Consider the following 24,164-nt stretch of genomic DNA (forward strand, 5'->3'; position numbering starts at 1 on the left):
TCCCGAGCTACGCGACAGCGCCGGAGGCGAGCGACCGTGAGTCGACCCCGCATCCTGATCGTCGGTGCCGGCTTCGCCGGGTACCGCACGGCCCGCACCCTGTCCCGGCTGACCCGGGGCCGGGCCCACATCACCCTGCTCAACCCGACCGACTACTTCCTGTACCTGCCCCTGCTGCCCCAGGTCGCCGCCGGTGTCCTGGAGCCCCGCCGGGTCACGGTCTCCTTGTCGGACTCGCTGCCGGAGGTCCGGCTGGTGCTGGGCGAGGCCGACCGGATCGACCTCGACGACCGCACCCTGCACTACACCGGCCCCGAGGGCGAGGGCGGCACCCTCGCCTACGACCGGCTGGTGCTCGCCGCGGGCAGTGTCAACAAGCTGCTGCCCATTCCCGGTGTCGCCGAGTACGCGCACGGTTTCCGCGGGCTGCCTGAGGCGCTGTACCTGCGCGATCACGTGACCCGGCAGGTGGAGCTCGCGGCCTCCTCCGACGACCCGGCCACGTGCGCCGCGCGGTGCACCTTCGTGGTGGTCGGCGCCGGGTACACGGGCACCGAGGTCGCCGCGCACGGGCAGATGTACACCGACGCACAGGTGCGCAGGCATCCGCTGCGGCAGGGCATGCGGCCGCGCTGGATGCTGCTGGACGTGGCGCCGAGGGTGCTGCCCGAGATGGACGAGAAGCTGTCCGCGACCGCCGACCGGGTGCTGCGGCAGCGGGGCGTGGACGTGCGGATGGGGACCTCCGTGAAGGAGGCCACGCACGACGGGGTCCTGCTGACCGACGGCGAGTTCGTCGAGACGCGGACGCTGGTGTGGTGCGTGGGCGTACGTCCCGACCCGCTGGTCGAGTCCCTCGGGCTGCCCATGGAGAAGGGGCGGCTGCTCGTCGACCCGCACCTGCGGGTGCCCGGGCGGCCGGAGCTCTTCGCGTGCGGTGACGTGGCCGCGGTACCCGATCTGGAGAACCCGGGGAGCTACACGCCGATGACCGCGCAGCACGCCTGGCGGCACGGCAGGATCGCGGCGGAGAACGTCGCCGCCTCGCTCGGCCTCGGCGGTGCGCGCAGGCCCTACCGCCATCGTGACCTGGGTTTCGTCGTCGACCTGGGCGGGGCGAAGGCCGCCGCCAATCCGCTCGGCGTGGCCCTGTCCGGCGTACCGGCGGGCGCGGTGACACGGGGCTACCATCTCGCCGCGATGCCCGGCAACCGCGTGCGGGTCGCGGCCGACTGGCTGCTGGACGCCGTACTGCCGCGCCAGGCCGTGCAGTTGGGGCTCGTACGGTCCTGGTCGGTGCCGCTGGACACCTCGTCGCCCGAGGTGGCCCGCGTGCCGGGCGGGCCCGGGGGGCGGCAGGAGGCGAGCGCCCGGTCCGGGCCGGGGGCGGCGCTCGCGGCCGACACGGACGACGGGGGCGCCGACGCCCGACCGGGCCGGTACCGGCCCCCCGATGAGCCCGCGAAGGGGCAGCCCGGATCCGGGCCGACGCAGGTACGGCCCGGATCCGCGGCCGCGCAGCCGCGGTCCGAGCCAGAGACGGCGAAGGGCCGCCCGGCCGCGGACGGCCCCCGCTCCGGGCACGCGCGGCCGCTCACAGAGCCCGAGACGGCGAAGGGCCGCCCGGCCGTGGAAGCCGCACGGGCCGCCGACGAGCCCGCCAAGAAACAGCCGGGTGGGGAGCCGGCCCGGAATCAGCCGGGTGGCGAACCCGCCAGGAATCAGCCGGGTGGCGAGCCGGCGAAGAACCAGCCCGGCGGTGAGCCCGCCACGAACCAGCCCGGCCCCGGGCAGCCGCCACCCCACCCCGCCCCCGGCCCCGTCAAGCGAACCGACGTCCCGGACGACCCGGACGACTCCACGAAAGGAGACTCATGAACACCGGTGAACTCACCGACCTCGGACAGCAGCTGCGGGTGGACAGTGTCCGCGCCGCCGCCGCGGCGGGCTCCGGGCACCCCACGTCCTCGATGTCCGCGGCCGACCTGATGGCCGTCCTGCTCGCGAACCACCTCCGCTACGACTTCGACCGCCCCGCCCACCCCGGCAACGACCGCTTCGTCCTCTCCAAGGGCCACGCCTCCCCGTTGCTGTACTCCGCGTACAAGGCGGCCGGCGCCATCGACGACGAGGAGCTGCTCACCTTCCGCAAGCTGGGCAGCCGCCTCGAAGGGCACCCCACCCCGCAGCGCCTGCCGTGGGTCGAGACGGCCACCGGCTCGCTCGGGCAGGGCCTGCCCGTGGGGGTCGGCATCGCGCTGGCCGGCAAGCGGCTCGACCGCACCGGCTACCGCACCTGGGTGCTGTGCGGTGACAGCGAACTGGCCGAGGGTTCCGTGTGGGAGGCCGCCGAGCACGCCGGGTACGAGCACCTGGACAACCTGACCGTGATCGTCGACGTCAACCGGCTCGGCCAGCGCGGCCCCACCCGGCACGGCCACGACCTGGACGCCTACGCCCGGCGTTTCCAGGCCTTCGACTGGCACACCATCGAGGTGGACGGCCACGACGTGGACGCCGTCGACCGGGCGTACGCCGAGGCCGCCTCCACCAAGGGCCAGCCCACCGCCATCCTCGCCCGCACCCTCAAGGGCAAGGGCGTCGAGGGCGTCCAGGACCGCGAGGGCCTGCACGGCAAGCCGCTGCCGGAGGCCGAGGAGGCGATCACCGAACTCGGCGGCCCGCGCGACATCCGCGTCCGGGTGCAGGAGCCGGCCGAAGCCCGCATGCTGCACTCCGTCCACACCGGGAACTTCGAACTCCCGAGGTGGGACAAGGGCGAGGAGGTCGCCACCCGCAACGCCTTCGGCGAGGCGCTCGCCGCCCTCGGCACCGGCCGCGGCGACATCGTGGCCCTGGACGGCGAGGTCGGTGACTCCACCCGCGCCGAGTTCTTCGCCAAGGAGCACCCCGACCGCTACTTCGAGTGCTACATCGCCGAGCAGCAGCTGGTGGCCTCGGCGGTCGGGCTCGCGTCCCGCGGCTGGGTGCCGTACGCCGCCACCTTCGCGGCCTTCCTCACCCGCGCGTACGACTTCATCAGGATGGCGTCCGTCAGCGGCTCCGGCATCAACCTCGTCGGCTCGCACGCGGGCGTCGCCATCGGCGAGGACGGCCCCAGCCAGATGGGCCTGGAGGACCTGGCGATGATGCGGGCGGTGCACGGCTCGACCGTGCTGTACCCGTGCGACGCCAACCAGACCGCACGGCTCGTCGGCGCGATGGCCGGCCTGGAGGGCGTCCGCTACCTGCGCACCTCGCGCGGCGAGAGCCCGGTGATCTACGCCCCCGACGAGGAGTTCCCGGTCGGCGGCAGCAAGGTGCTGCGCTCCTCCGGCCAGGACCGGCTGACCCTCGTCGCGGCGGGCGTCACCGTGCACGAGGCACTGGCCGCCGCCGAGGCCCTGGAACAGGAGGGCATCGCGGTGCGGGTGATCGACCTGTACTCCGTGAAGCCCGTCGACCGGGCCACCCTGCGCCGGGCCGCCGAGGAGACCGGCTGCCTGGTGACCGTGGAGGACCACCACCCCGAGGGCGGCCTCGGGGACGCGGTCCTGGACGCCTTCACCGACGGACGCCCCGTACCGCGCCTGGTGCGGCTCGGTGTACGGAGCACGCCCGGTTCGGCGTCCCCGGAGGAGCAGCTGCGCGCCTCGGGCATCGACGCGGACTCCATCGCCGCGGCCGGACGGCTGCTGGTGGAGGAGGCGGTCGTGCGGTGAGCGGGGGCGACGGCACGCGCAGGGTGCGGGCGGGCCGCCGCACGGTGGAGGTGCACCGGCCGGACAAGGTGCTCTTCCCGGGCGGCGGCGACGCCAAGGAGTACACCAAGGGCGATCTGGTGGACTACTACCGGGCCGTCGCGCCCTTCATGCTGCCGCACCTGCGCGGCCGTCCGCTGATGCTGGAGAGGCACCCGGACGGCATCGACGGCCCGACGTTCATGCAGAAGAACACCCCGAAGCACTACCCGGAGTGGATCCCCCGCGTCGAGGTGGCCAAGGAGGGCGGCACCGTCCGCCACACCGTCTGCGACGACACGGCCACCCTCGTCCACCTGGCCGACCAGGCGAGCATCACCCTGCACCGCTGGCTGTCCCGCGCCGACACGATCGACCACCCCGACCGGCTGGTCTTCGACCTCGACCCGGCGGGGGACGACTTCGAGGCCGTACGTGCGGCCGCCCGGCTCCTGGGGGAGCTGCTGGACGAGCTGGAACTGCCCTCGGCGCTGATGACCACCGGTTCGCGCGGGCTGCACGTCATCGTGCCACTGAACGGTCGGCACGACTTCGACGAGGTGCGCGCCTTCGCCCGGGACGTCGCCGGCACCCTCGCCGACGCGCACCCCGACCGGCTCACCACCGCAGCCCGCAAGAAGGAGCGCGGCGAGCGGCTCTACCTCGACATCCAGCGCAACGCCTACGCCCAGACCGCCGTCGCGCCCTACACGGTCCGGCCCCGCCCGGGTGCGCCGGTGGCCACCCCCATCACCTGGGCCCAGCTGGACGACCCCGAGCTGCACGCCCGCCGCTGGACCGTCGCCGACGCCGTCGAGCAGGCCCGCACGAACCCCTGGTCAGGCCTGCTGAGCCGCGGCCGGGCGCTGGGACCTGCACGGCGGCGGCTGAACGTCCTGCGCGGTTGAGACTCCCCGGCGATCTCCCGGTGGGTGTCAGATGCATGCGCCTGTAGAGGTTTGGCGAACACGCTTGCGGCCACACGGAGGGGGAGGTGGCCATGTCGAACACAAAAAACACGCAAGAGTCACAGAGTTCACAGAAGTCTCAGGATTCACGGAATTCGGACACGACGAGCGACAACCAGAAGGCCGGCAGCCGGCCGAAGCCCATGGAGGTGCTGCGCCAGGCGCGCGGCCAGCTCGCGGAGCTCACCGGCATGGAAGCCGAGTCCGTGTCGTCCTTCGAGCAGACGGAGGACGGCTGGGCGCTGGAGGTCGAGGTCCTCGAACTCGAGCGCGTACCCGACACGATGAGCCTGATGGCGAGCTACCAGGTGGAGCTCGACGCAGAGGGGCAGCTCACGGGGTACCGGCGCGTCCGTCGCTACGAACGCGGCCGGTCCGACGCGCGCAGGCCCGGCGGCCGCTAGGCCGCCCGGCAGAACCCGCACCCACACACGAGGAGGAACATCCGGCATGAGTGTCGTACCGGCACAGCAGTCCGGCGGCGGAGGCGGCAGCAGCGGTCTCTACGACGTGCTCGAACTCGTTCTGGACAGGGGGCTCGTGATCGACGCGTTCGTCCGAGTGTCCCTGGTCGGCATCGAGATCCTCAAGATCGACGTACGCGTCGTCGTCGCCAGCGTCGACACCTACCTGCGCTTCGCCGAGGCGTGCAACCGGCTCGACCTGGAGGCCGGGCCGCGCAAGGACCCGGGCCTGCCCGACCTGGTCGGGGAGATGACCGAGTCCGGCGCCCGCGGCAAGTCCAAGGGGGCGCTGTCCGGCGCCGCAGAGACGATATCCGACGCCTTCAAGCAGGGGCGTGACGAAGGCTCCGAACGTCAGGGCGAGTCCCGTCCGCGCGCCCGCAAGAGCACGTCGTCCCGCCGTAAGGAGGAGCAGGAGTGAGCACTTACGTCTACGGCATCGCGGCGAGTTCGCACCCGTCCCTGCCCGAGGGCATGGGAGGCGTGGGCGACCCGCCCCGCGAGGTGCGCATCCTGCGGGAGGGCGACCTGGCGGCCGTCGTCAGTGAGGCGCCCGAGGGGCTGCGGCCCAAGCGCAAGGACCTGCTCGCCCACCAGAACGTGCTCAGCGAGGCCGGCGCGGCCGGCTGCGTGCTGCCCATGCGCTTCGGAAGCGTCGCCCCGGACGACAACTCCATCACGGCGGTGCTCGCCGAGCGTGCCGAGCACTACAAGGAGCGGCTGCAGGCCCTGGACAACCGGGTCGAGTACAACGTCAAGGCCAATCACGTCGAAGAGGCCGTCCTGCACCAGGTGATGGCCGAGAGTCCCGACATCCGCGGGCTCGCGGAGGCCAACCGGCAGGCGGGCGGCGGCAGTTACGACGACAAGATCCGGCTCGGCGAGCTGGTCGCGGCCGCGGTCAAGGCCAAGGAGGCCGACGACGGCGCCGCGGTGCAGCGGGCCCTGGAGCCGGCCGCGGACGACGTGAGCACGGGCCCCGAGTCGACCGGGTGGCTGGCCAACGTGTCGTTCCTGGTGGACCGGGAGTCGGCCGATTCCTTCCTGGCCGCGGTCGAGCAGCTCCGCAAGGACATGCCGCACCTGGAGGTGCGGGTCAACGGACCGCTGCCGCCGTACAGCTTCGTCGAGCCCGGCCCCGCCGAGCCCGCGGGCACCGCGGTGAGTGGCACGGACGCCGGAGTGGGGTGACGACGTGGGCCTGATCTCGGAGGTGCTGCTGCTGCCGCTCGCACCGGCACGAGGCAGCGCCTGGGCCATCAAGCAGGTGCTCCAGGAGGCGGAGCGGATCTACTACGACCCCGCCACGGTACGGGCCGAACTGGGCCGGCTGGAGGAGCAGCTGGAGGCCGGGGAGATCACGGAAGAGGAGTTCGACCGCATCGAGGACGAACTCCTCGACCGGCTGGAGATCGCTTCGCGCAGGAGCGCGGGAACAGGCAACGGGACGACACAATGAACCGAACGGGACTGGGTCTCGCCATAGGGGCCGGATACCTCCTGGGGCGGACCAAGAAGCTGAAGATGGCGATGGCCGTCGGTGGCTTGGTCGCCGGGAAGAAGCTGAATCTGAGCCCGCGCATGGTCGCGGATCTGCTCCAGCAGCAGCTGCGGAACAATCCGCAGTTCAAGGAGATCGGCGACCAGCTGCGAGAGGATCTGCGCGGCGTCGGCAAGGCCGCCTCCGGTGCCATGGTCGAGCGGCAGATCGACGCCCTCGCCGACCGGCTGCACGGCCGGACCGCCCAGGTGCGCGACCAGCTGACGGGCGTGGTGCCCGGCCAGGACGACGAGGCCGAGGACGCCGAGTACGAGGACGAGGAGCCCGAGGAGGACGAGGAGCCCGAGGGCTCCGAAACCGACGAGGAACAGGACGAGGAACAGGACGAGGAACAGGAAGAGGACGAGGAACAGGAAGAGGACGAGGAACAGGAAGAGGACGAGGAAGGGGAGCCCGAAGCGAAGAAGGCTCCCGCCAAGAAGGCGCCGGCCAAGAAGGCGGCGAAGAAGGCCCCCGCCAAGAAGGCCCCCGCCAAGAAGGCCCCCGCCAAGAAGGCCCCCGCCAAGAAGGCCCCCGCGAAGAAGGCCGCCGCGAAGAAGGCGCCCGCGAAGAAGACCACGGCCGCCAAGAAGGCGACCTCCGGGAACCGGGGCGGCAGCGCCCGGTCCCGTATGCCGAAGGGAGGCGGTGAGGGATGAGCGACACACTCGGCTCGGCGAAGTCCGCCGCCAACGGAGCTTCGAAGAACCCACTCACCGACCTGGCCCACAGCGAGGCCGCTGACCGGCTCAAGGCCGAGTTGCAGGAGTACCTCGCTGCCCAGGCCACCCGCATGCTGACCGGTGTCGGCCGCAAGCTCGGCGAGACCACCGGCAAGCTGAACGACATCGCCGAGGGCAACAGCCCCGGCTTCGCCAAACTCGCCCTCGAAGGCGGTCGTAAGATCGCCGAGGGCAAGGGGCCGCTGCGCTCCGCACTCGAGACGGGCGGCTCGCACCTCAAGGACAAGGTCACGAGCGCCGTCAAGGGCCTGGGCGGCGGCGGCAAGGGCAAGGGCAAGGGCCGTTCCGGCAACAAGCCCACCGTCATCATCGAGCACATCGACGTCGGCGTGCCGTTGCGCACCGCGTACGACCAGTGGACCCAGTACCAGGACTTCAGCACTTTCGCGAAGGGCGTCAAGTCCGCCAGCAAGGCCGACGACACCACCTCCGACTGGCAGGCGAAGATCTGGTGGTCCAACCGCAGCTGGAAGGCGACGACGACCGAGCAGGTCCCCGACGACCGCATCGCATGGACGTCCGAGGGAGCCAAGGGCACCACGAAGGGCGTCGTCTCCTTCCACCGGCTCACCGACAACCTCACCCGTGTCCTGCTCGTCATCGAGTACTACCCCTCCGGCTTCTTCGAGAAGACCGGCAACATCTGGCGCGCCCAGGGTCGCCGGGCCCGGCTCGACCTCAAGAACTTCGTCCGCTTCATCACGATCAAGGGCGAGGCGGAGGACGGCTGGCGCGGTGAGATCCGCGACGGCGAGGTCGTCCGCAGCCACGAGGACGCGCTCGCCGAGGAGGAGTCCGAGGAGGGCTCCGAGGAGGAGAGCCCCGAGGGTGAGGACGCCGAGGCCGAGTACGACGAGGAGGAGCCGGAAGAGGAGGGCGAGGAAGAGCCCGAAGGCGAGTACGAGGACGACTCCGAGGCCGAGTACGACGAGGAGGGCGAGGAGGAGCCCGAGGGCGAGGAGGAGCCCGAAGGGGAGTACGAGGACGACGAGTACGAGGACGAGGACGAGGAAGTCGAGGCGGGGAGCCGGCGATGACGACGCCCAGCAGGATGCCCGAGCCCTACGGTCAGGGAAGCAGTGCCAACCTCGCCGACATCCTCGAACGGGTGCTGGACAAGGGCATCGTCATTGCGGGCGACATCCGGATCAATCTGCTCGACATCGAACTCCTCACCATCAAACTGCGGTTGATCGTCGCCTCGGTCGACAAGGCGAAGGAGATGGGCATCGACTGGTGGGAGACCGACCCGGCCCTGAGCTCACGGGCCCGGCGTGACGAACTGGCCCGTGAGAATGCCGAGTTGCGCGAGAGGCTGGCCCGGCTGGAGGAACTGGAGCCCGGCCGCGCGGAGAAGAAGGAGGCACCGTGACCGGACTGCGGTACGTCTACGCCGTCTGCCGCCCCTTCGGCACCCCCCTCCAGGCCCAGCTGACCGGGGTCGCGGGTGATCCACCCAGAGCACTGACCCACCACGGCCTGGTGGCCGTGGTGAGCCACGTGCCGGAGCGGGACTTCGCCGAGGAGCCGCTCCGGCGCCATCTGGAGGACCTGGACTGGCTCACCGAGACGGCCCGCGCCCACCAGGGCGTCATCGACGCGCTCACCACCGTCACCACCCCGCTGCCGCTGCGTCTGGGCACCGTCTTCCACGACGACAGCGGCGTGCGGACGATGATGGAGGCCCGCGAGGAGGACTTCCGGCGCACCCTGGACCGGCTGGAAGGCCGGGTCGAGTGGGGCGTCAAGGTCTATGCGGAGTCCGAACCGCAGGAGAGCGCCCCGCCTCCGCAGAAGGCGGCGTCGGGCCGTGACTACCTGCGGCAGCGCCGTATGCAGACCAGGTCCCACGAGGAGATGTGGCAGAAAGCCGAGGTTTTCTCGACCCGGCTGCACGAGGAGCTCTCCGCATTCGCGGAGGATTCCCGGATGCATCCCCCGCAGAACCCCGCGCTCTCCAAGGCGACCGGGCGGAACGTACTGAACGCTGCCTATCTCGTTCCGCGTGCCCATTCCGAGGAATTCGTGGAACTGGTGGACCGCACGAAGGGGGAGGTGCCCGGAATGCGTATCGAACTCACCGGCCCCTGGGCTGCTTATTCGTTCGCCGGGGAGGCCACATGAACGACCGGGAGAATCCGTGACCGTAGTGGAACGCCGGGAGGTCGCCCTCGTCGACCTGCTCGACCGGCTGCTCGCCGGCGGCGTGGTGATCACGGGGGACATCACGCTGCGCATTGCCGACGTCGATCTCGTACGTATCGACCTCAACGCGCTCATCAGCTCGGTGAACGCCCAGGTTCCGTCACCGTTCGAGGAGTTGTTGTGACCGCCCCGGAAAATCCCCGGCCGCGCTCCAAGCACATGGATCTGGAGCCCGACACGGTCGAGCGCGACCTGGTCAAACTCGTGCTGACGGTGGTGGAGCTGCTGCGCCAGCTCATGGAGCGCCAGGCGCTGCGGCGGTTCGACGTGGGAGACCTGAGCGAAGATCAGGAGGAGCGGATCGGGCTCACGCTCATGCTGCTCGACGAGCGCATGACGGAACTGCGCGAGCGCTACGGACTGCGGCCCGAGGACCTCAACTTGGACCTCGGGCCGCTCGGACCGCTGCTTCCGCGGGAGTGACTCCCGCTCGCCCCTCTTCCCGGCCCCTGACCCAGGGCCGGGAAGAGGGGTGATCATTCACCACCTGTACCAACGGCCCCTGCCGCCGGCTGCGGACGTGCCGCGGACGAAGAATCCCAACAGCCACACGACGAGAACCGCGAGTGCGATCCACCAGAGAATCTTTACTGCAAATCCGGCACCGAACAGAACCAAAGCCAGAAGCAGCACCAGCAGGATGGGAACCATAATGAGAACCTCCTGCTTTGAGGGTGTCCCCTAAACGGTGTTTCAGGCTCCCTTCCGGCAGAGAATTTCTCCGTGCAGCACGCTGAACCAGCCGTCCTCCCGCGTGCCCCACTCCCGCCAGGCCGCGGCCACCGCGTGCAGTTCCCCGTCGTCGGCGTGCCCGCCCAGCCGGGCCCGGTCCGCGTACGCCGACGCCAGTGTGCGGTCCGCCCAGAGCCCGCTCCACCAGGCCCGCTCCTCGGGTGTGGCGAACGTCCAGGTGCCGGAGGTCGCCGTGAGGTCCGTGAAGCCGGCCTGCTGCGCCCAGGCCTTCAGCCGGCGTCCGGCGTCCGGCTCGCCGCCGTTGGCCCGGGCGACCCGGCGGTAGAGGTCCAGCCAGGCGTCGAGCCCCTCGGACGCCGGGTACCAGGCCATGGCCGCGTAGTCGGCGTCCCGCACGGCGACGAACCCGCCGGGTCTGACGACCCGCTTCATCTCGCGCAGTGCCCGCACCGGATCGCCCACGTGCTGGAGCACCTGGTGGGCGTGAACCACGCAGAACGTGTCGTCCGGGTAGTGCAGTGCGTGTACGTCCGCGACCGCGAAGTCGATGTTGGCCAGTCCTCGCCCGGCCGCCGTGGCGCGTGCCCGGTCCAGGATCTCCGGGACCCGGTCGACGCCGGTGACCCACCCGTCGGGCACGAGTTCCGCCAGGTCGGCGGTGATCGTGCCCGGCCCGCAGCCGATGTCCAGGATCTTCATGTGGGGCCTGAGCGAGGGCACCAGATAGGCGGCCGAGTTGGCGGCGGTCCGCCAGGTGTGCGAGCGCAGTACGGATTCGTGGTGCCCGTGGGTGTAGACGGCGGTGTCCCGGGGTTCCGGCATGGCGGATCCCACCCCTTCCGGTCGGGTCGGCAGGAGATCACCGTACGCGGAACAGCCGCATGGTGAGACGCGTATCCCATTATGTGGACCGTTTGCGTATCGGACCGAGAGGCTGGACACACCGGTGTCCACGGGGCAGGCTCGGGGTTGATCACCATCGGCGACACAGGGGGAACCGAGAGATGAACGCGCACGTCACGGCCGTCAGCAGCAACGGGGAGTACTCCTTCACCAAGCCGAACCGGGAGAGCATCACGCTGCTCACGGGGCTCGGGGTGGAGGGGGACGTCCACGCCGGCGTGACGGTCAAGCACCGCTCACGCGTCGCACAGGACCCCACCCAGCCGAACCTGCGGCAGGTCCACCTCATGCACGAGGAGCTCTTCGCCGAGGTCGGCGAGGACGGCTTCGAGGCCGCGCCCGGCGAGCTCGGCGAGAACATCACCACCCGGGGCATCGACCTGCTCGGGCTGCCGACCGGCACCCTGCTGCGCATCGGCGACGGTGCGGTTCTCGAGGTCACCGGGCTGCGCAACCCCTGCCTGCAGATCGATCATTTCCAGGACGGGCTGCTCAAGCAGGTCGTCGGACGCGACGAGGCGGGGAACATCGTGCGCAAGGCCGGGATCATGAGTGTGGTGCGGGAAGGGGGCGTGGTGCGCCCCGGCGACCCGGTCGAGGTGGAGCTCCCGAGCGAGCCGCACCGGCCGCTGGAACGGGTCTGACCGGCACCCCGCCGCCGAAATCGTCTGCCCCGAGACCGCGGCCCGTACGGTGTCCCGTTTGCCTTCGAGGCCCCCGGCCCGTACCGAAACCCGTTTGCCCCCGAGGCCCCGGCCCGCACAGAATCGCGCCCATGGGACACCTCGAAGCCGCGCACCTGGAGTACTACCTGCCCGACGGAAGGGCGCTGCTGGGTGATGTCTCGTTCCGGGTGGGGGAGGGGGCCGTCGTGGCTCTCGTCGGGCCCAACGGCGCCGGGAAGACCACCCTGCTCCGGATGCTCGCCGGTGAGCTCAAGCCGCACGGCGGCTCCGTGGTCGTCGGCGGCGGACTCGGGGTCATGCGGCAGTTCGTGGGATCCGTACGCGACGAGACGACCGTGCGGGACCTGCTCGTGTCCGTCGCGACGCCCCGCATCCGTGAGGCCGCGCAGGCCGTCGACAAGGCCGAGCACGCCATCATGACCGTCGACGACGAGGCCGCCCAGCTGGCGTACGCGCAGGCCCTCGCCGACTGGGCCGAGGCCCGCGGCTACGAGGCCGAGACGCTGTGGGACATGTGCACCACGGCCGCGCTCGGGGTGCCCTACGACAAGGCGCAGTTCCGGGAGGTCCGCACCCTCTCCGGCGGCGAGCAGAAGCGGCTCGTCCTGGAGGCGCTGCTGCGCGGAACGGACGAGGTGCTGCTCCTCGACGAGCCCGACAACTACCTCGACGTCCCCGGCAAGCGGTGGCTGGAGGAGCGGCTGAAGGAGACCCGCAAGACGGTCCTGTTCGTCTCCCACGACCGCGAACTCCTCGCCCGGGCCGCCGAGAAGATCATCTCCCTGGAGCCCGGCCCCGCCGGTGCCGACGCCTGGGTGCACGGCGGCGGTTTCGCCACCTTCCACGAGGCCCGGCGCGAGCGCTTCGCCCGCTTCGAGGAGCTGCGCAGGCGCTGGGACGAGAAACACGCACAGCTGAAGAAGCTCGTGCTGACCCTGCGTCAGGCCGCCGCCGTCAGCCATGAGATGGCCTCCCGCTACGCGGCCGCGCAGACCCGGCTGCGCAAGTTCGAGGAGGCCGGCCCGCCGCCGGAGCCGCCGCGTGAGCAGGACATCACGATGCGCATCAAGGGCGGCCGTACCGGCGTACGGGCGGTCACCTGCGCAAACCTGGAGCTCACGGGACTGATGAAGCCCTTCGACCTGGAGGTCTTCTACGGCGAACGCGTCGCCGTCCTCGGCTCCAACGGCTCCGGCAAGTCCCACTTCCTGCGCCTGCTCGCCGGCGACGACGTGGCACACACGGGCGACTGGAAGCTGGGCGCGCGGGTCGTGCCCGGCCACTTCGCGCAGACGCACGCACACCCGGAGCTGGAGGGCCGCACGCTCCTCGACATCCTGTGGAAGGACCACGCACAGGATCGCGGCGCCGCGTCCTCGCGGCTCCGCCGCTACGAACTCACCCAGCAGGCGGAGCAGACGTTCGAGCGTCTCTCCGGCGGCCAGCAGGCCCGCTTCCAGATCCTGCTGCTGGAGCTCCAGGGCGTGACAGCGCTGCTGCTGGACGAGCCGACCGACAACCTGGACCTGGAGTCCGCCGAGGCGCTCCAGGAGGGCCTTGAGACCTTCGACGGCACGGTCCTCGCCGTCACCCACGACCGCTGGTTCGCCCGCTCCTTCGACCGCTTCCTGGTCTTCGGCAGCGACGGCCGGGTCCGGGAGACCCCGGACCCGGTCTGGGACGAACGCCGCGTGGAACGGGCCCGCTAGGGCCGCGCCCCGGGGGCACGGCCCTCAGGGGCGCGGGTCTGTAGCGATCATGCGGCTCCGCCTCGTGGGCGCGCCCAGCCACCGCGTGCCCGCAGGCGCGATGCGTGAGGCACTCCCACGGTGGCCGGGCGCGGCAGCCCCGCTCACTTCCAGCGCAGCAGCGCTCCGAGGCCCCCCACGGGAACCTCCCGCTCGGAGACCGACAGCGCGGGCGCGTCCGTGGCCACCGCGGAACGGATCAGCGCGTCGTCGGCCCGGGCCGGCCACGAGTGCTGCTCGCCCAGGATCTTCAGGTCCGTGCGGCGCACCGCGAGCTGGTCGGGGTCCTCACCGATCCACACCTCGCGGTGCGCGTCCGGCCCGTCCACCCTGACCAGCAGCTCGTCGATGCGGTGCTCCCGTGCCGCCTCGACGAGCGCAGGCACGCCTTCGGCCGCTCCGGCCCGGCCCTCGTCGTCCGGGGCGCGGGCGGCGCGGAAGCGTTCCAGTTCCGCCTCGGCCTGCCGCCCCACGTGCTCGGCCCGGGCCCGCTCCACGTCCTCGTCGAGCAGCCGGCTGCCCGTGCCGTGCGGAGCCTCCACCACCAGGTCGTGCAGCCGCTTGGGCAGCCGCTCGTGCACGGACCGCCGCTCCCGGTCGTCACCGACGAGGATCAGCAGGTCGGCCTTGGTCTCCTCCTGGCACACCGCGAGCGCGTCGGCGATCTCCGCGGCGTTGTGCTCCCAGGTGTTCTCCACCCGCAGCTGGAAATGCCGCTCGGACCAGTCCGCGGAGGCCGTGCGGTGCACCGGCCACTTTCGCCCGGTGACGCTCCCGGCGTCCTCCCGGCCCAGCGCGTTGCGCAGCTCGAAGTCCGCGCCCTTGCGGTCGACGTACGCCACCACGCACACCGGGTCCTCCCCGGCCAGCTCCAGCAGCGGTGCGACCCGCGGCAGCGGCGCCCATTCGGCCCAGTCACCGCCCTGCGGGGGACGGACCAGCGGTGGGTCGAGAACGACCTCGCCGGCGCGAGCGAAGAGGGCCCGGCCGTGTGGCTCCGAGGAATGCTTCAGATCCTCGATCGCGCTGCGCACGGCCTGGCACGTCGCCTCGTCCGCTCCCTGTTCGGCCAGCTGCCCGGCCATCGCCTGGGCGGTCAGCTCCCGCTCGTGGGGAGTGCCCTCCGTGTGCCGTGAGGTGTCGACGTACACGGAGGCCCAAGGCCCGGGCTGTTCGTACAGTGGGTGCAGAAAGGCGAGATCCATGGTTCCTCCCGGATGCCGCTCGGGGGTAGTGCTCAGTTGCTCCCGGGGCGGGTACCCGGACCGCAGAGACGAACACGACGAGCGGGGCGACACGATGACCGGAGTGGACCCTGACCGGCTGGACGACCAGCAGCTCATGAAAGAGCTGGAGAACATTCACCGAACGCGCCACGACACACTCCTCTACGGCTCGAACGACGCGCTGCGCGCCCACAACGAACGCATGGCGCAGCTGGAGGGCGAGTACCTGCGCCGCAACCCGCGCCGCCCGGTGGCCGCCGGCCGCACGCGCGAAGGGGCCCGGGAGCGGGGGAGCGGGGAGTCGACGACTCCCACGACCCCCGGCACCTGAGCCCCTCGCATGCGCCACGGGCGTGCCCACCGGCCGGCCGGGTCCTGCTGAGCCACGCGGGCGAACTCCGCGCAACACCCGCACGGTTCGAAGGACCCGGGCGGCGGGAGACGCCGTCAGGCGGCCTCCTGCGCGAAGACGTCGAGGAAGGTCTCGCAGAACGCCTTCAGATCGTCCGGCTTACGGCTGGTGACCAGCTTGTTCGACCCGTGGTCACAGACCTGCACCTGCTGGTCGACCCAGGTGCCGCCCGCGTTGCGGATGTCCGTCTGCAGGCTCGGCCAGGAGGTGAGCTTCCGGCCGCGTACGACGTCCGCCTCGACCAGCGTCCACGGTGCGTGGCAGATCGCCGCCACGGGGCGTCCGTGCTCGAAGAAGTCCCTGACGAACGCGACGGCCTTGTCGTCCATCCGGAGGAAGTCCGGGTTGGCGACACCGCCCGGCAGCACGAGACCTCCGAACGAGTCGGGTGCGGTGTCGCCCACGACCTCGTCCACAGGGAACGTGTCCGCCTTGTCGAGGTGGTTGAAGGCCTGGATCTCACCCTGCTGTGTCGACACCAGCACGGGCTCGTGACCGGCGTCCTTCGCGGCCTGCCACGGATCGGTCAGTTCGACCTGCTCGACGCCCTCGGGCGCGACCAGAAACGCGATACGCATGATCTCAACGTCCTTTCCCGGAGCGGACGGCGCTCCTGCGCGCCGCGTCGCTCCCCGCCTGGTTCTCGTGCTTCAGGTGGTTGTCGTGATTGCTTGTCGTGGTTGCGCGTGGTTGTCGTTCTTCGTGTCAGACGGTGGCGCCGATCCGCTCGGCCCGATCCGGGCTCACGCTTCGCCCCCGGCGTCCGGGACGGCCCGGCTGATGTCGGCCAGTGCCGACGCCGGGTCCTCGGCCTCGGCCACGTCGCCGAGGCTCACGATCCCGACCGGCAGTCCGTTCTCCACCACCGGCAGCCGGCGCACCGCGTGCTCGCGCATCAGCTCCACCGCGGTCGTCACCCGGTCCTCCGGCGCCACCGTCACCGGATTCCCGGTGCACACGGTCCGCACGCTGACCGTCATCGGGTCGGCGCCGTCCGCGACGGCCCGTACGGTGATGTCACGGTCGGTGAGCACGCCGATCACATCCTGCCCCTCGGCCACCACCACGTCGCCGATGTTCTGCGTCCGCATCAGCTGCGCCGCCTCGACGAGCGAGGCGTCCGGGCGCACGGCGACCACACCCGCCGTCATCACGTCCTTCACGTACTCGGCCATCACTCGGGCCTCCCCTCCGTTTCCAAACCGGTGGGGGCACCGCGGCAGGCCGCGGTGCCCCCGGCGCGGTCCCTACGCGTACTCCTCCGGACCGGTCTCACGGGCCCGGACGAGAGCCTGGGCCAGCTCCTGGACATTGCCGTAGCGCTCCTGGCGCGGCAGCCCCTCCAGGGCCTCGACGAGGACGTCGGGCGCCTGGTGGCCGCGCAGCTCGCGGGCCAGCTCCCGCGGACTCGCGGGGAACGCCCTGCGACCCAGCAGCCGGGCCAGTTCCAGTCGCACCGACTCCAGTGACGTCGGCGCACGCCCCGGCGTCACCGGCCCGTGGGCGACCTCGGGGTCGTCCTCGGCGGCCGGCTCCGGGTCGTGCCACTCCTCACTGCGCGTGGGGTGCCCGGACCTGAGCAGACCCTGCAGTTCGTGTTTCATCTCGTCGTCCCGGTGGACGCTCAGCCGGTCGCTGCCTCGCTGCATGTCTCCCTCCAGACGTTCGGGGGCCCGCACCGCGTACCCGAACACCGGAGGGCGACACCGGTTCCGTCAGTCCGATCGCCGTTGTCCGCACTGGTTTGCGCCGTGCCCTGCGGGAGACCCGGACCATCCCCCCACACCGCCCTGGGGAAGGACACGTCATGGCGTTGCTCGCTGTGCTCATCCCGCTGCTCATGCTCGCAGTGGTGCTGGTGCTGGGCCGTTACGAGGAGCTGCTGCTGCCGCAGGACGACGCCGACCGGCGTGAACCGGCCGCCGTTTCGTCCACCCCAGCGGTGGTCACTTCCTCTCCGGCCCCGGCAGGAACTCCCGCACCTTCGCCCTGAAGCACCGTCGAGGCTCGATCAAGACCAGCCTCACCCTCGAGCCCGACCCGGCGGGTAAGTCGCCGGTCCTCCCGTGTGGCCCGGCGCAGACCGAACGAGCCGGTGACGTGCGGCAGTTGTCGCTCAGGACGTCGTGGAGGTGCTCTCCGCCCCGCGCGCCTCCCGGGATACCCGCCCGGGTTTGCGGGTGGGGGCCGGGGGCAGGCGCTCATGAGTGCTTCGGACAGGAGGCACGCCCGTGGGAGCGGCGTCGCGCGCCGCCACCGAGGCCCTGTCCCACAGCGGATGCGCTTCCACGGTGACCGTCCGGCCCATTGCATCATCAAGGGAATTGCGACGCATCATGCCGACCCGAATCCGCGCGCAGAAGCACCCCCACGACGACGCCCCCGACACCGCCGGGGCCTTCCGCAGGCTCACCTCGATGCCCGCCGGCCCAGAGCGCGACGCCCTCCGCGACGAGATCGTGGAGGCCTGGCTGCCGATGGCCGACCGCCTCGCCGGACGCTTCCGCAGCCGCGGCGAGAGCCTCGAGGATCTGCGCCAGGTCGCGGCCCTCGGCCTGGTCAAGGCCGTCGACCGGTACGACCCCGAGCGCGGCCACGCGTTCGAGAGCTACGCCGTTCCGACCATCACCGGAGAGATCAAGCGGCACTTCCGGGACCACATGTGGACCCTGCACGTGCCCCGCCGCGTCCAGGAGCTGCGCAACCGGGTGCGGGTCGCCGGTCAGGACCTGTCCCAGAGCACCTCCGGCCGGCAGCCCACCGTGGCCGAGCTCGCCGCACACGCCGACATGAGCGAGGAGGACGTCCGGGCCGGCCTCGAGGCGCTGGAGAGCTTCACGGCGCTGTCCCTGGACGCGGAGCTGACCGGCAGCGAGGACGGGTACTCCCTGAGTGACGCGCTGGGCTCCACCGACCCCGCCCTGGACACGGTCGTCGACCGCGAGTCCGTGAAGACCGGGCTGGCCGCCCTGCCCGAGCGGGAGCGGGCGATTCTCTACATGCGGTTCTTCGGTGACATGACGCAGAGCCGGATCGCCGAGGAACTGGGGATCTCGCAGATGCACGTGTCCCGGCTGATCAGCCGGTGCTGCGGGCGGGTGCGGGAGCAGGTCATGCGGGATGTCCCCCAGCGCCGCAGCGGGTGACGGCCTCGTGCGGGCCCGTGGCGGCTTGTCGCGCCCACACGGCGGAGCCGCACATCGATGACAGCCGCGGGCCCCTGGGGCGCTCGATTCACTCGGTTGAGTGGCACTGTCCCGCCAATGGGGCCGCGCCGCGCGCGACGCCATGGTGGCCCGGCTGTCATGGCAGAGGGGTATCACCACCGAAGGAGTCCCCTCGATGCGCCGCAGCCTGTTCGCCCTGTCCGTTTCCGTCCTGGCCGGCTCGGCCCTGGTGGGCTTCGCGCCGCCCGAATCCTCCGAACCGGCCGCCGAGGTCAGCCCCGCCACCGTCCGGCCGGGAGGCACGCTCACCGTCTCCGTCAGCTGCGACCCGACCGACGGGCCGCCGCCCGACAGCATCGACGCCACCTCGCAGGCCTTCGACGAGGGCACGGTGCCGCTGCGACTGGTCACCGGCAACGACGACGAGGTGTCCGGCCCGGCCTACCGCGGCACGGCCCTGATCTCCCCGGCGAGTTCCGAGGATGACGCGGACGTCGAGGCGGAGAACTTCGAGGGTGGCCCGGACGCCGAGGCGGAGGACCCGGCGTGGAGCGAGGCGGAGGGGGAGGACCCCGCAACGACGGACGCGGAGGGGGAGAACCCGAAGTGGAGCGAGGCGGAGGCGGATGACCCCGCAACGACGGACGCGGAGGGGGAGAACCCGGCAAGGACCGACGTGGAGGGGGAGGACTCGGCGTGGAGCGACGCCGAGGGGGAGGACTCGGCGTGGACCGTCGACGGCACCTGCCCGGCCGCCCCCGGCGGCGAGGGCACACCGTGGAGCGCGACGTTCACCGTGACCGACGGCTCCGCACCCCACAAACCGTCGCACCGGCCCGGGCGCCCGCCCACCCGCGAACCCTGCCCCCCGCCCCCGCCCCACGGCGAACCGCAGCCCATCGAGTGCGGGTCGGCGGCCCTCCAGCGGGGGGTACGGGCCGGTGACGGCGGCGCCTTCACCGACTCCGTGCCGGCCCTGGTGGCGGGCGGAGTCCTGATCGCGGGCGCGTTCGGTGCCGCCGTGCACCGGCTGCGCAACCGGGAGAGCGACCCCTACCGCTGACCTGCCGGGGGCCCGGCCCACCGCCCCGAACGGCAACGGCTTCCCCGGCCGGGCCCGCTCATGCTGTGACGATCACGACCCGCCCTTCAGCCCATGGGGTGGCGGCATCCGGGGTACTCGGTGGCCGAGGAACCGGCCGCGCCGTACGGGCACGGGGCAGCGGACGGCACACGCATCGAGGGCGGCGCGGCACGACACGGCGGCATCGGGCACTGGCACTGCGGAGGTACGGATGCGGCGGACGGCCCCCGAAGGTCACGGCCCCGTCCGGTTCGGGCCCCCGCTCCCCGAGGATGAGCTGCCGGTCCTGCCGGAGCTGTCCGGGGTGCTCGCCGCCGCGGCGTCCCGGGGCGGCCACGAGCCGGTCGGTGGCGGCGAGGCCCTGCGCGAGGCCGCCTGCGGCTACTGGGACCGGCGCGGACTGCGCTGCGAACCCGACCGGGTGGCGTCCGCCCCCGGAGCGCCCGCCCTGCTGCTCGCACTGACCGCCGCCCTCGGCGGCGACGTCCTCGTGCCGAGACCCTGCGCCGCCTGGTGGGCGCCGTACGCACGTCTGCTGGGGCGCCCCGCGTTCCACGTGCCGACCCCGCCGGAGAGCGGCGGCGTACCCGACCCGTACGCCCTGCTGGAGACCGTGCGCCGGGTCCGCGCCGAGGGCGGCGACCCGCGGCTGCTCGTGCTGTCCGTCGCCGACGACCCCACCGCGACCGTCGCCCCTCCGGAACTGCTCCACGAGACCGTCGAGGCCGCCCAGGGGGAGGGTCTGCACCTCGTCAGCGACGAGACCTGGCGCGACACCCTGCACGACCCGCGCGAGACGGTGCTGCTCAGTCCGGCCGAGATGGTGCCCGACCGGGTCACCGTCGTCACCGACCTGGCCGGGGCCCTGCTCCCGGCCGGCTGGCCCGCCGCCGTGGCCCGTTTCCCGGCCGGGGAGGACGGGGCCGGTCTCCACGCGCGCGTCCTCGACGTCCTCACCGCCCTCGACGCCCGCGTCGCCGCACCCGTCGCCGCGGCGGCCGGATACGCCCTCGGGGAGCCGGAAGCGGTCACCGCGCGCGTGGCGGCCGCCGTGCGCCTGCACGCGCTCCTGGCCGCCGCGGCGCACACCGCCGTCGTCGCCGCAGGCGCTCTCGCGCGGCCCCCGCGCTCGGGCCGCCACCTGTACGTGGACCTGGCCCCCCTGAGCCCCGCGCTGACCGCGCACGGCATCGGCGACGCACAGGAGTTGGAGGACTTCCTCACCGCGCGCCTCGGCATGCCCGCACCGGGCGGGCACCGCTTCGGCGACGACCTCGAAGCCCCGCGCGTGCGGCTTTCCACCGGCGCACTGGTGGCCGGTTCCGACGTGGAACGCGCGGAATGCCTCACCTCACCCACACCGTTGGAACTGCCGCACGTGCACCACGCGCTGATCCACCTGAAATCGGTCTTCGGCGATCTCCGCGACGACGCCGAGCGATGGGAGCCCCCTCGATGACGCAGCAGTTCGAGTCGACCACCAGCGCGACCCCCCGGGCAGCCGATGAGCCCGTCCTCCCGTCGCCCCTGGCACCCCCGTACCCGCCCCTGGCCGAACCCCGGCCCCTGGCCGAGCGGCGGGTGTGGCCGCGCACCTTCCACGACCGACTCACCGCGCCGCTCCCGGGGTTGAAGGCCATGGCCCGCTTCGCCCGCGAGGGCGCGGTGAGACCCGGCCCGCAGGGCCTGGCCGACATCCCCCGGCTGCCCTACGCCCCGGCCCCGCTGCCCCGCGTCGACGCCCGCACCGTCGCCGTCACCTGGGCGGGCCACGCCAGTTGGGTGCTGCGCATCGGCGGACTGACGGTCCTCACCGACCCGGTGTGGTCCCGCCGCATCCTCGGCACCCCCGCCCGCGTCACCCCCGTCGGTGTCCCCTGGGAGGACCTGCCGCGCGTCGACGCCGTCGTCATCAGCCACAACCACTACGACCACCTCGACGCCCCGACCCTGCGCCGTCTGCCGCGCGACACCCCGGTGTTCGTCCCGGCCGGGCTCGCCCGCTGGTTCCACCGCCGCCGCTTCACGCGCGTGACGGAGCTCGACTGGTGGGAGGCGGCCGAACTGGACGGCGTCCGCTTCGACTTCGTCCCTTCCCACCACTGGTCCAAGCGCAGCCTCACCGACACCTGCCACAGCCTGTGGGGCGGCTGGGTCCTCACCGACCGAGACGGGCAACGCGTCTACTTCGCGGGCGACACGGGCTACGGCCACTGGTTCTCCCGCATCGGCCGCCGCTACCCCGGCATCGACCTGGCCCTGCTGCCCATCGGCGCCTACGACCCTCGCTGGTGGCTCCGTGACGTGCACTGCGACCCGGAGGAAGCGGTCCGCGCGGCCCAGGACCTGGGCGCGGCCAGGATGGCCCCCATGCACTGGGCCACGTTCGTCCTGTCGGCCGAGCCGGTCATGGAACCCCTCACCCGCGTACGCGCGGCCTGGGAAAAGGCGGGCCTGCCCCGGGAAAACCTGTGGGACATGCCGGTCGGCGCGTCAAGGGTGCTGTAAGTAGCAAAGGGGCGCGGGGAACTGCGCGAAAAGGCACGACGCACCCGCGCCCCGAAAGCAACCACAACCCCCACGGCGCTACCGCACCCGCCGCACCACACTCGGCACCGCGCTGATCAGCAACGTCAGCCCGATCGCCGCCACCACACCCTCCCACGGCTCATCGAACAACGCCCCGCCGAGGATCCCGATCACCTGATACGTCACGGCCCATGCCAGGCAGGCCGGAAAGTTCCCCCGGGCGAACCTCCGCATGGGCCACTCCGCCAGCAGACACGCCAGCATCACCGGGATCCGCCCGGCCGGCACCAGCCGGGACAACACCAGCACGGCCACCCCGTGCGCGGCGAGCTTCTCCTGTGCCTGCTCCAGCCGGTCCTCCGGCGCACGCGACCGGATCGCCTTCAGCCACCGCGACCCGTTCTTCGACTTCAGCCCGCGCCGCCCCAGCCAGTACAGCGCCGCATCACCGAGGAACGCCGCCACCGACGCCGTCACGAACACCAGCGCCAGCGAGAACGGCGCCGTCCGGTGCATGGCGACCACCGCGGCCGAACTCACCAGCGCACCCGTGGGAATCACCGGCACCAGCGCCCCGGCCAGCACCAGCAGGAAGAGCGTCGGATAGCCGATCGCCTGCTGCGTGGACGCCGGGACCACGGACGCCGGTGTGACGGCCGATGCCGCGAGCAGGGGCGCGAGCGCCGTGGGAGCGGAATACGTCACCGCGCGGCCTCCAGGCGCACGCTCTCCCCGTGCCCGAGCCGGTGCACCGAGACCGCGGGCGCGTGCCGGGCCGCCAGCCGGACGAACTCGTCGCCCGGCGCGTGGAACTCGTGGGGGCGCACGGCGTCCATGCCGATCGGCCAGTACGTGCCGTAGTGCACCGGTACCGCACTGCGCGGCGCCAGCCGGGCCAGCGCCTGCGCCGCCCGGCCCGCGTCCAGGTGCCCCTCGCCCAGGTACGGCCCCCAGCCGCCCACCGGCAGCAGCGCCACCTCGACCGGCCCGACCTCGTCGGCCATGTCGTCGAACAGCCCGGTGTCCCCCGCGAAGTACGTCCGGGCCTCGCCGGATATGACGTAGCCGAGCGCGGGGGAGCGGTGCGGCCCGAACGGCAGCCGCCGCCCGTCGTGCCGCGCGGGCACGGCCCGTACGACGATGTCGCCGACCGGCGTCTCGTCGCCGGGCGCCACCTCGCTCACGCGCAGGTGCGTGAGCCGGCGCAGTCCCGGCACCGCCCGGCGCGCGCCCCGGGGCACGAGCAGGCGCGTGCCCTCGGCGAGCCGCATCAGCGACGGCACGTGCAGGTGGTCGGCGTGCAGATGCGACACCAGCGCCACGTCCGCGTGGAGGGCGCCCGGGGGCGGCAGGGCTCCGCGACGGCGGCGCAGGTGTGCGAGCCGGCGTGCGAACAGGGGGTCCGTGAGCACGCGCACGTTCGAATCCTCGACGGTGCAAGTGGCGTGACCCCACCAGGTGATCTCCACCGGCACTTCTTTGCCTCCTTCGCGCGACTCCCCGAAGCCTACGTGCAGGAGTAGGGTCGGCGGCGAAACCGGAGGTGAGGGGGGACGCCATGGTGCCGGTGCGGGTCACGGCGATCGCGAGTCTGACGCCGCTGGAGGAGCTGGACGACGATCCGTTCCTCGTCGACTCCCGCAGTCAGCACGCGATGTGCGCCCGCTGGGCCGCCGAGCGGGGTTACGTGGTCAGCCGGGAGTTACTGGTCCGGGGGCTGCGGTCCGACCACGGCGCCCTGTGGGACGGCGTCCGGCCCGGCCTCGACCTGTTCGTCGCGCCCAGCCGGCGGGTCCTGGAGAGCGCGCTCGCCTCCGTCGAGGAGTTCACCGCCGAATGCGCCCGGCGCGGTGTACGGGTGGAGACGGTGGGGCATGCGGAGCCTGCGTACGACGCGGCGATGAAGGCGTGCGTACACCGGCGGCTGTCGATGCCGACGGCCGGCTACGACGGACGCTGACGCCGTCCCCTCACCGGTGTGCGACCTGGGGACGAAACCGCCCGGGCGGGCGTTGAGACACTGTGGGGGAGGGCTCGCCGCGACTGCGGGCCAGGG

At 72.2% G+C, this 24,164-nt stretch carries 30 protein-coding genes; 22 read left to right on the forward strand and 8 right to left on the reverse strand.

Going from position 1 to position 24,164, the window contains the following annotated elements:
* Window positions 1-36: 36 nt before the first annotated feature.
* From AB0B29_RS31985 to AB0B29_RS32045, 13 genes are all read left to right on the forward strand, one after another.
* Window positions 37-1,878 (forward strand): FAD-dependent oxidoreductase, encoded by a 1,842-nt coding sequence (locus AB0B29_RS31985; protein WP_362245243.1) that lies wholly within the window; start codon window positions 37-39, stop codon window positions 1,876-1,878.
* The gene (locus AB0B29_RS31990; RefSeq protein ID WP_362245245.1) at window positions 1,875-3,722 is read left to right on the forward strand and encodes a transketolase; all 1,848 of its coding nucleotides are present in this window, start codon (window positions 1,875-1,877) and stop codon (window positions 3,720-3,722) included. Before AB0B29_RS31985 ends, AB0B29_RS31990 begins: the two co-directional genes overlap by 4 nt.
* Window positions 3,719-4,648, forward strand: a complete 930-nt coding sequence (ligD, locus tag AB0B29_RS31995; protein ID WP_362245247.1) for a non-homologous end-joining DNA ligase — start codon at window positions 3,719-3,721, stop codon at window positions 4,646-4,648. The genes AB0B29_RS31990 and ligD overlap by 4 nt, the downstream gene beginning before the upstream one ends.
* Before the next feature lie 92 nt (window positions 4,649-4,740).
* Window positions 4,741-5,112: a gas vesicle protein gene (locus tag AB0B29_RS32000; protein WP_362245337.1), complete on the forward strand. Its 372-nt coding sequence runs from the start codon at window positions 4,741-4,743 to the stop codon at window positions 5,110-5,112.
* Between the two features lie 46 nt (window positions 5,113-5,158).
* Window positions 5,159-5,593: a gas vesicle structural protein GvpA gene (locus tag AB0B29_RS32005; protein WP_362245249.1), complete on the forward strand. Its 435-nt coding sequence runs from the start codon at window positions 5,159-5,161 to the stop codon at window positions 5,591-5,593.
* Window positions 5,590-6,363, forward strand: a complete 774-nt coding sequence (locus AB0B29_RS32010) for a GvpL/GvpF family gas vesicle protein (RefSeq protein ID WP_362245251.1) — start codon at window positions 5,590-5,592, stop codon at window positions 6,361-6,363. The genes AB0B29_RS32005 and AB0B29_RS32010 overlap by 4 nt, the downstream gene beginning before the upstream one ends.
* A 4-nt stretch (window positions 6,364-6,367) precedes the next feature.
* Entirely contained in the window at window positions 6,368-6,631 is a 264-nt protein-coding gene (locus AB0B29_RS32015) for a gas vesicle protein GvpG (RefSeq protein WP_362245253.1), read from the forward strand.
* The gene (locus AB0B29_RS32020) at window positions 6,628-7,371 is read left to right on the forward strand and encodes a DNA primase (RefSeq protein WP_362245255.1); all 744 of its coding nucleotides are present in this window, start codon (window positions 6,628-6,630) and stop codon (window positions 7,369-7,371) included. Before AB0B29_RS32015 ends, AB0B29_RS32020 begins: the two co-directional genes overlap by 4 nt.
* A complete protein-coding gene (locus AB0B29_RS32025; RefSeq protein WP_362245257.1) occupies window positions 7,368-8,492 on the forward strand; it encodes an SRPBCC family protein in 1,125 nt (374 codons plus the stop codon). The genes AB0B29_RS32020 and AB0B29_RS32025 overlap by 4 nt, the downstream gene beginning before the upstream one ends.
* Complete coding sequence (locus tag AB0B29_RS32030; protein ID WP_104780937.1) at window positions 8,489-8,827, forward strand: gas vesicle protein; 339 nt, start codon at window positions 8,489-8,491, stop codon at window positions 8,825-8,827. Before AB0B29_RS32025 ends, AB0B29_RS32030 begins: the two co-directional genes overlap by 4 nt.
* Window positions 8,824-9,579 carry a GvpL/GvpF family gas vesicle protein gene (locus tag AB0B29_RS32035; protein WP_362245259.1) on the forward strand — a complete coding sequence of 252 codons (756 nt, stop codon included), beginning with the start codon at window positions 8,824-8,826 and terminating at the stop codon, window positions 9,577-9,579. Before AB0B29_RS32030 ends, AB0B29_RS32035 begins: the two co-directional genes overlap by 4 nt.
* Window positions 9,580-9,595: 16 nt before the next feature.
* The gene (locus AB0B29_RS32040) at window positions 9,596-9,784 is read left to right on the forward strand and encodes a gas vesicle protein (protein WP_003994122.1); all 189 of its coding nucleotides are present in this window, start codon (window positions 9,596-9,598) and stop codon (window positions 9,782-9,784) included.
* A 35-nt stretch (window positions 9,785-9,819) separates the two neighbouring features.
* On the forward strand, window positions 9,820-10,083 hold the full coding sequence (locus tag AB0B29_RS32045) for a gas vesicle protein K (protein ID WP_362245339.1): 264 nt from the start codon (window positions 9,820-9,822) through the stop codon (window positions 10,081-10,083).
* Between the two features lie 57 nt (window positions 10,084-10,140).
* On the opposite strand, the gene AB0B29_RS32050 is transcribed toward AB0B29_RS32045, so the two are convergent.
* Both AB0B29_RS32050 and AB0B29_RS32055 read right to left on the reverse strand, forming a co-directional pair.
* Window positions 10,141-10,311, reverse strand: coding sequence for a hypothetical protein (locus AB0B29_RS32050; protein WP_062930120.1), 171 nt, complete (start codon window positions 10,309-10,311; stop codon window positions 10,141-10,143).
* A 42-nt stretch (window positions 10,312-10,353) separates the two neighbouring features.
* On the reverse strand, window positions 10,354-11,175 hold the full coding sequence (locus AB0B29_RS32055) for a class I SAM-dependent methyltransferase (RefSeq protein ID WP_362245261.1): 822 nt from the start codon (window positions 11,173-11,175) through the stop codon (window positions 10,354-10,356).
* A gap of 182 nt (window positions 11,176-11,357) precedes the next feature.
* Here AB0B29_RS32055 and AB0B29_RS32060 point away from each other — a divergent pair, with 182 nt between their 5' ends.
* Together AB0B29_RS32060 and AB0B29_RS32065 are read left to right on the forward strand one after the other, a co-directional pair.
* Entirely contained in the window at window positions 11,358-11,900 is a 543-nt protein-coding gene (locus tag AB0B29_RS32060; protein ID WP_362245263.1) for an MOSC domain-containing protein, read from the forward strand.
* 131 nt (window positions 11,901-12,031) lie between these two features.
* Entirely contained in the window at window positions 12,032-13,651 is a 1,620-nt protein-coding gene (locus tag AB0B29_RS32065) for an ATP-binding cassette domain-containing protein (RefSeq protein ID WP_362245265.1), read from the forward strand.
* A gap of 143 nt (window positions 13,652-13,794) precedes the next feature.
* On the opposite strand, the gene AB0B29_RS32070 is transcribed toward AB0B29_RS32065, so the two are convergent.
* Entirely contained in the window at window positions 13,795-14,895 is a 1,101-nt protein-coding gene (locus AB0B29_RS32070) for a baeRF2 domain-containing protein (RefSeq protein ID WP_362245267.1), read from the reverse strand.
* Window positions 14,896-14,989: 94 nt separating this feature from the next.
* On the opposite strand from AB0B29_RS32070, the gene AB0B29_RS32075 reads away from it, so the two are divergent.
* On the forward strand, window positions 14,990-15,247 hold the full coding sequence (locus tag AB0B29_RS32075; protein WP_362245269.1) for a DUF6158 family protein: 258 nt from the start codon (window positions 14,990-14,992) through the stop codon (window positions 15,245-15,247).
* Window positions 15,248-15,363: 116 nt separating this feature from the next.
* Here the strand turns inward: AB0B29_RS32075 and AB0B29_RS32080 are convergent, their stop codons facing one another.
* The 3 genes from AB0B29_RS32080 to AB0B29_RS32090 form a co-directional block, all read right to left on the reverse strand.
* A complete protein-coding gene (locus tag AB0B29_RS32080) occupies window positions 15,364-15,906 on the reverse strand; it encodes a type 1 glutamine amidotransferase domain-containing protein (RefSeq protein ID WP_362245271.1) in 543 nt (180 codons plus the stop codon).
* Between the two features lie 165 nt (window positions 15,907-16,071).
* On the reverse strand, window positions 16,072-16,503 hold the full coding sequence (locus AB0B29_RS32085; protein WP_362245273.1) for a CBS domain-containing protein: 432 nt from the start codon (window positions 16,501-16,503) through the stop codon (window positions 16,072-16,074).
* A gap of 72 nt (window positions 16,504-16,575) precedes the next feature.
* On the reverse strand, window positions 16,576-16,977 hold the full coding sequence (locus tag AB0B29_RS32090; RefSeq protein WP_362245275.1) for a DUF2795 domain-containing protein: 402 nt from the start codon (window positions 16,975-16,977) through the stop codon (window positions 16,576-16,578).
* 158 nt (window positions 16,978-17,135) lie between these two features.
* Between AB0B29_RS32090 and AB0B29_RS32095 the strand changes: the two genes are divergently transcribed.
* The 5 genes from AB0B29_RS32095 (at window position 17,136) to AB0B29_RS32115 (ending at window position 22,087) form a co-directional block, all read left to right on the forward strand.
* Window positions 17,136-17,321: a hypothetical protein gene (locus AB0B29_RS32095; RefSeq protein WP_362245277.1), complete on the forward strand. Its 186-nt coding sequence runs from the start codon at window positions 17,136-17,138 to the stop codon at window positions 17,319-17,321.
* 343 nt (window positions 17,322-17,664) lie between these two features.
* Entirely contained in the window at window positions 17,665-18,474 is an 810-nt protein-coding gene (locus AB0B29_RS32100; protein WP_362245279.1) for an RNA polymerase sigma factor SigF, read from the forward strand.
* A 196-nt stretch (window positions 18,475-18,670) separates the two neighbouring features.
* Entirely contained in the window at window positions 18,671-19,558 is an 888-nt protein-coding gene (locus AB0B29_RS32105) for a hypothetical protein (RefSeq protein WP_362245281.1), read from the forward strand.
* 232 nt (window positions 19,559-19,790) lie between these two features.
* Window positions 19,791-21,038 carry an aminotransferase class I/II-fold pyridoxal phosphate-dependent enzyme gene (locus AB0B29_RS32110; protein WP_362245283.1) on the forward strand — a complete coding sequence of 416 codons (1,248 nt, stop codon included), beginning with the start codon at window positions 19,791-19,793 and terminating at the stop codon, window positions 21,036-21,038.
* Complete coding sequence (locus tag AB0B29_RS32115) at window positions 21,035-22,087, forward strand: MBL fold metallo-hydrolase (protein WP_362245285.1); 1,053 nt, start codon at window positions 21,035-21,037, stop codon at window positions 22,085-22,087. Before AB0B29_RS32110 ends, AB0B29_RS32115 begins: the two co-directional genes overlap by 4 nt.
* A 78-nt stretch (window positions 22,088-22,165) precedes the next feature.
* Here AB0B29_RS32115 and AB0B29_RS32120 read toward each other — a convergent pair whose 3' ends face one another.
* On the reverse strand, window positions 22,166-22,780 hold the full coding sequence (locus AB0B29_RS32120; RefSeq protein WP_362245341.1) for a DedA family protein: 615 nt from the start codon (window positions 22,778-22,780) through the stop codon (window positions 22,166-22,168).
* A 29-nt stretch (window positions 22,781-22,809) separates the two neighbouring features.
* On the reverse strand, window positions 22,810-23,583 hold the full coding sequence (locus tag AB0B29_RS32125) for an MBL fold metallo-hydrolase (protein ID WP_362245287.1): 774 nt from the start codon (window positions 23,581-23,583) through the stop codon (window positions 22,810-22,812).
* Between the two features lie 83 nt (window positions 23,584-23,666).
* Between AB0B29_RS32125 and AB0B29_RS32130 the strand changes: the two genes are divergently transcribed.
* Entirely contained in the window at window positions 23,667-24,068 is a 402-nt protein-coding gene (locus AB0B29_RS32130) for a hypothetical protein (RefSeq protein WP_362245289.1), read from the forward strand.
* Window positions 24,069-24,164: the final 96 nt, after the last annotated feature.

This window comes from Streptomyces tibetensis, assembly GCF_040647715.1.
GTDB classification, from domain to species: Bacteria; Actinomycetota; Actinomycetes; order Streptomycetales; family Streptomycetaceae; genus Streptomyces; species Streptomyces tibetensis_A.

Excerpts from the sequence above, each read along its gene's own strand:
- AB0B29_RS31990 (WP_362245245.1), top strand. The coding sequence starts at position 1,875 with ATGAACACCGGTGAACTCACCGACCTCGGACAGCAGCTGCGGGTGGAC.
- AB0B29_RS32050 (WP_062930120.1), bottom strand. The coding sequence starts at position 10,311 with ATGGTTCCCATCCTGCTGGTGCTGCTTCTGGCTTTGGTTCTGTTCGGT.
- AB0B29_RS32060 (WP_362245263.1), top strand. The coding sequence starts at position 11,358 with ATGAACGCGCACGTCACGGCCGTCAGCAGCAACGGGGAGTACTCCTTC.
- AB0B29_RS32045 (WP_362245339.1), top strand. The coding sequence starts at position 9,820 with ATGGATCTGGAGCCCGACACGGTCGAGCGCGACCTGGTCAAACTCGTG.
- AB0B29_RS32080 (WP_362245271.1), bottom strand. The coding sequence starts at position 15,906 with ATGCGTATCGCGTTTCTGGTCGCGCCCGAGGGCGTCGAGCAGGTCGAA.
- AB0B29_RS32065 (WP_362245265.1), top strand. The coding sequence starts at position 12,032 with ATGGGACACCTCGAAGCCGCGCACCTGGAGTACTACCTGCCCGACGGA.
- AB0B29_RS32100 (WP_362245279.1), top strand. The coding sequence starts at position 17,665 with ATGCCGACCCGAATCCGCGCGCAGAAGCACCCCCACGACGACGCCCCC.
- AB0B29_RS32030 (WP_104780937.1), top strand. The coding sequence starts at position 8,489 with ATGACGACGCCCAGCAGGATGCCCGAGCCCTACGGTCAGGGAAGCAGT.
- AB0B29_RS32090 (WP_362245275.1), bottom strand. The coding sequence starts at position 16,977 with ATGCAGCGAGGCAGCGACCGGCTGAGCGTCCACCGGGACGACGAGATG.
- AB0B29_RS32085 (WP_362245273.1), bottom strand. The coding sequence starts at position 16,503 with ATGGCCGAGTACGTGAAGGACGTGATGACGGCGGGTGTGGTCGCCGTG.
- AB0B29_RS32020 (WP_362245255.1), top strand. The coding sequence starts at position 6,628 with ATGAACCGAACGGGACTGGGTCTCGCCATAGGGGCCGGATACCTCCTG.
- AB0B29_RS32000 (WP_362245337.1), top strand. The coding sequence starts at position 4,741 with ATGTCGAACACAAAAAACACGCAAGAGTCACAGAGTTCACAGAAGTCT.
- AB0B29_RS32025 (WP_362245257.1), top strand. The coding sequence starts at position 7,368 with ATGAGCGACACACTCGGCTCGGCGAAGTCCGCCGCCAACGGAGCTTCG.
- AB0B29_RS32130 (WP_362245289.1), top strand. The coding sequence starts at position 23,667 with ATGGTGCCGGTGCGGGTCACGGCGATCGCGAGTCTGACGCCGCTGGAG.
- AB0B29_RS32105 (WP_362245281.1), top strand. The coding sequence starts at position 18,671 with ATGCGCCGCAGCCTGTTCGCCCTGTCCGTTTCCGTCCTGGCCGGCTCG.
- AB0B29_RS32095 (WP_362245277.1), top strand. The coding sequence starts at position 17,136 with ATGGCGTTGCTCGCTGTGCTCATCCCGCTGCTCATGCTCGCAGTGGTG.
- AB0B29_RS32075 (WP_362245269.1), top strand. The coding sequence starts at position 14,990 with ATGACCGGAGTGGACCCTGACCGGCTGGACGACCAGCAGCTCATGAAA.
- AB0B29_RS32115 (WP_362245285.1), top strand. The coding sequence starts at position 21,035 with ATGACGCAGCAGTTCGAGTCGACCACCAGCGCGACCCCCCGGGCAGCC.
- AB0B29_RS32055 (WP_362245261.1), bottom strand. The coding sequence starts at position 11,175 with ATGCCGGAACCCCGGGACACCGCCGTCTACACCCACGGGCACCACGAA.
- AB0B29_RS32110 (WP_362245283.1), top strand. The coding sequence starts at position 19,791 with ATGCGGCGGACGGCCCCCGAAGGTCACGGCCCCGTCCGGTTCGGGCCC.
- AB0B29_RS32005 (WP_362245249.1), top strand. The coding sequence starts at position 5,159 with ATGAGTGTCGTACCGGCACAGCAGTCCGGCGGCGGAGGCGGCAGCAGC.
- AB0B29_RS32070 (WP_362245267.1), bottom strand. The coding sequence starts at position 14,895 with ATGGATCTCGCCTTTCTGCACCCACTGTACGAACAGCCCGGGCCTTGG.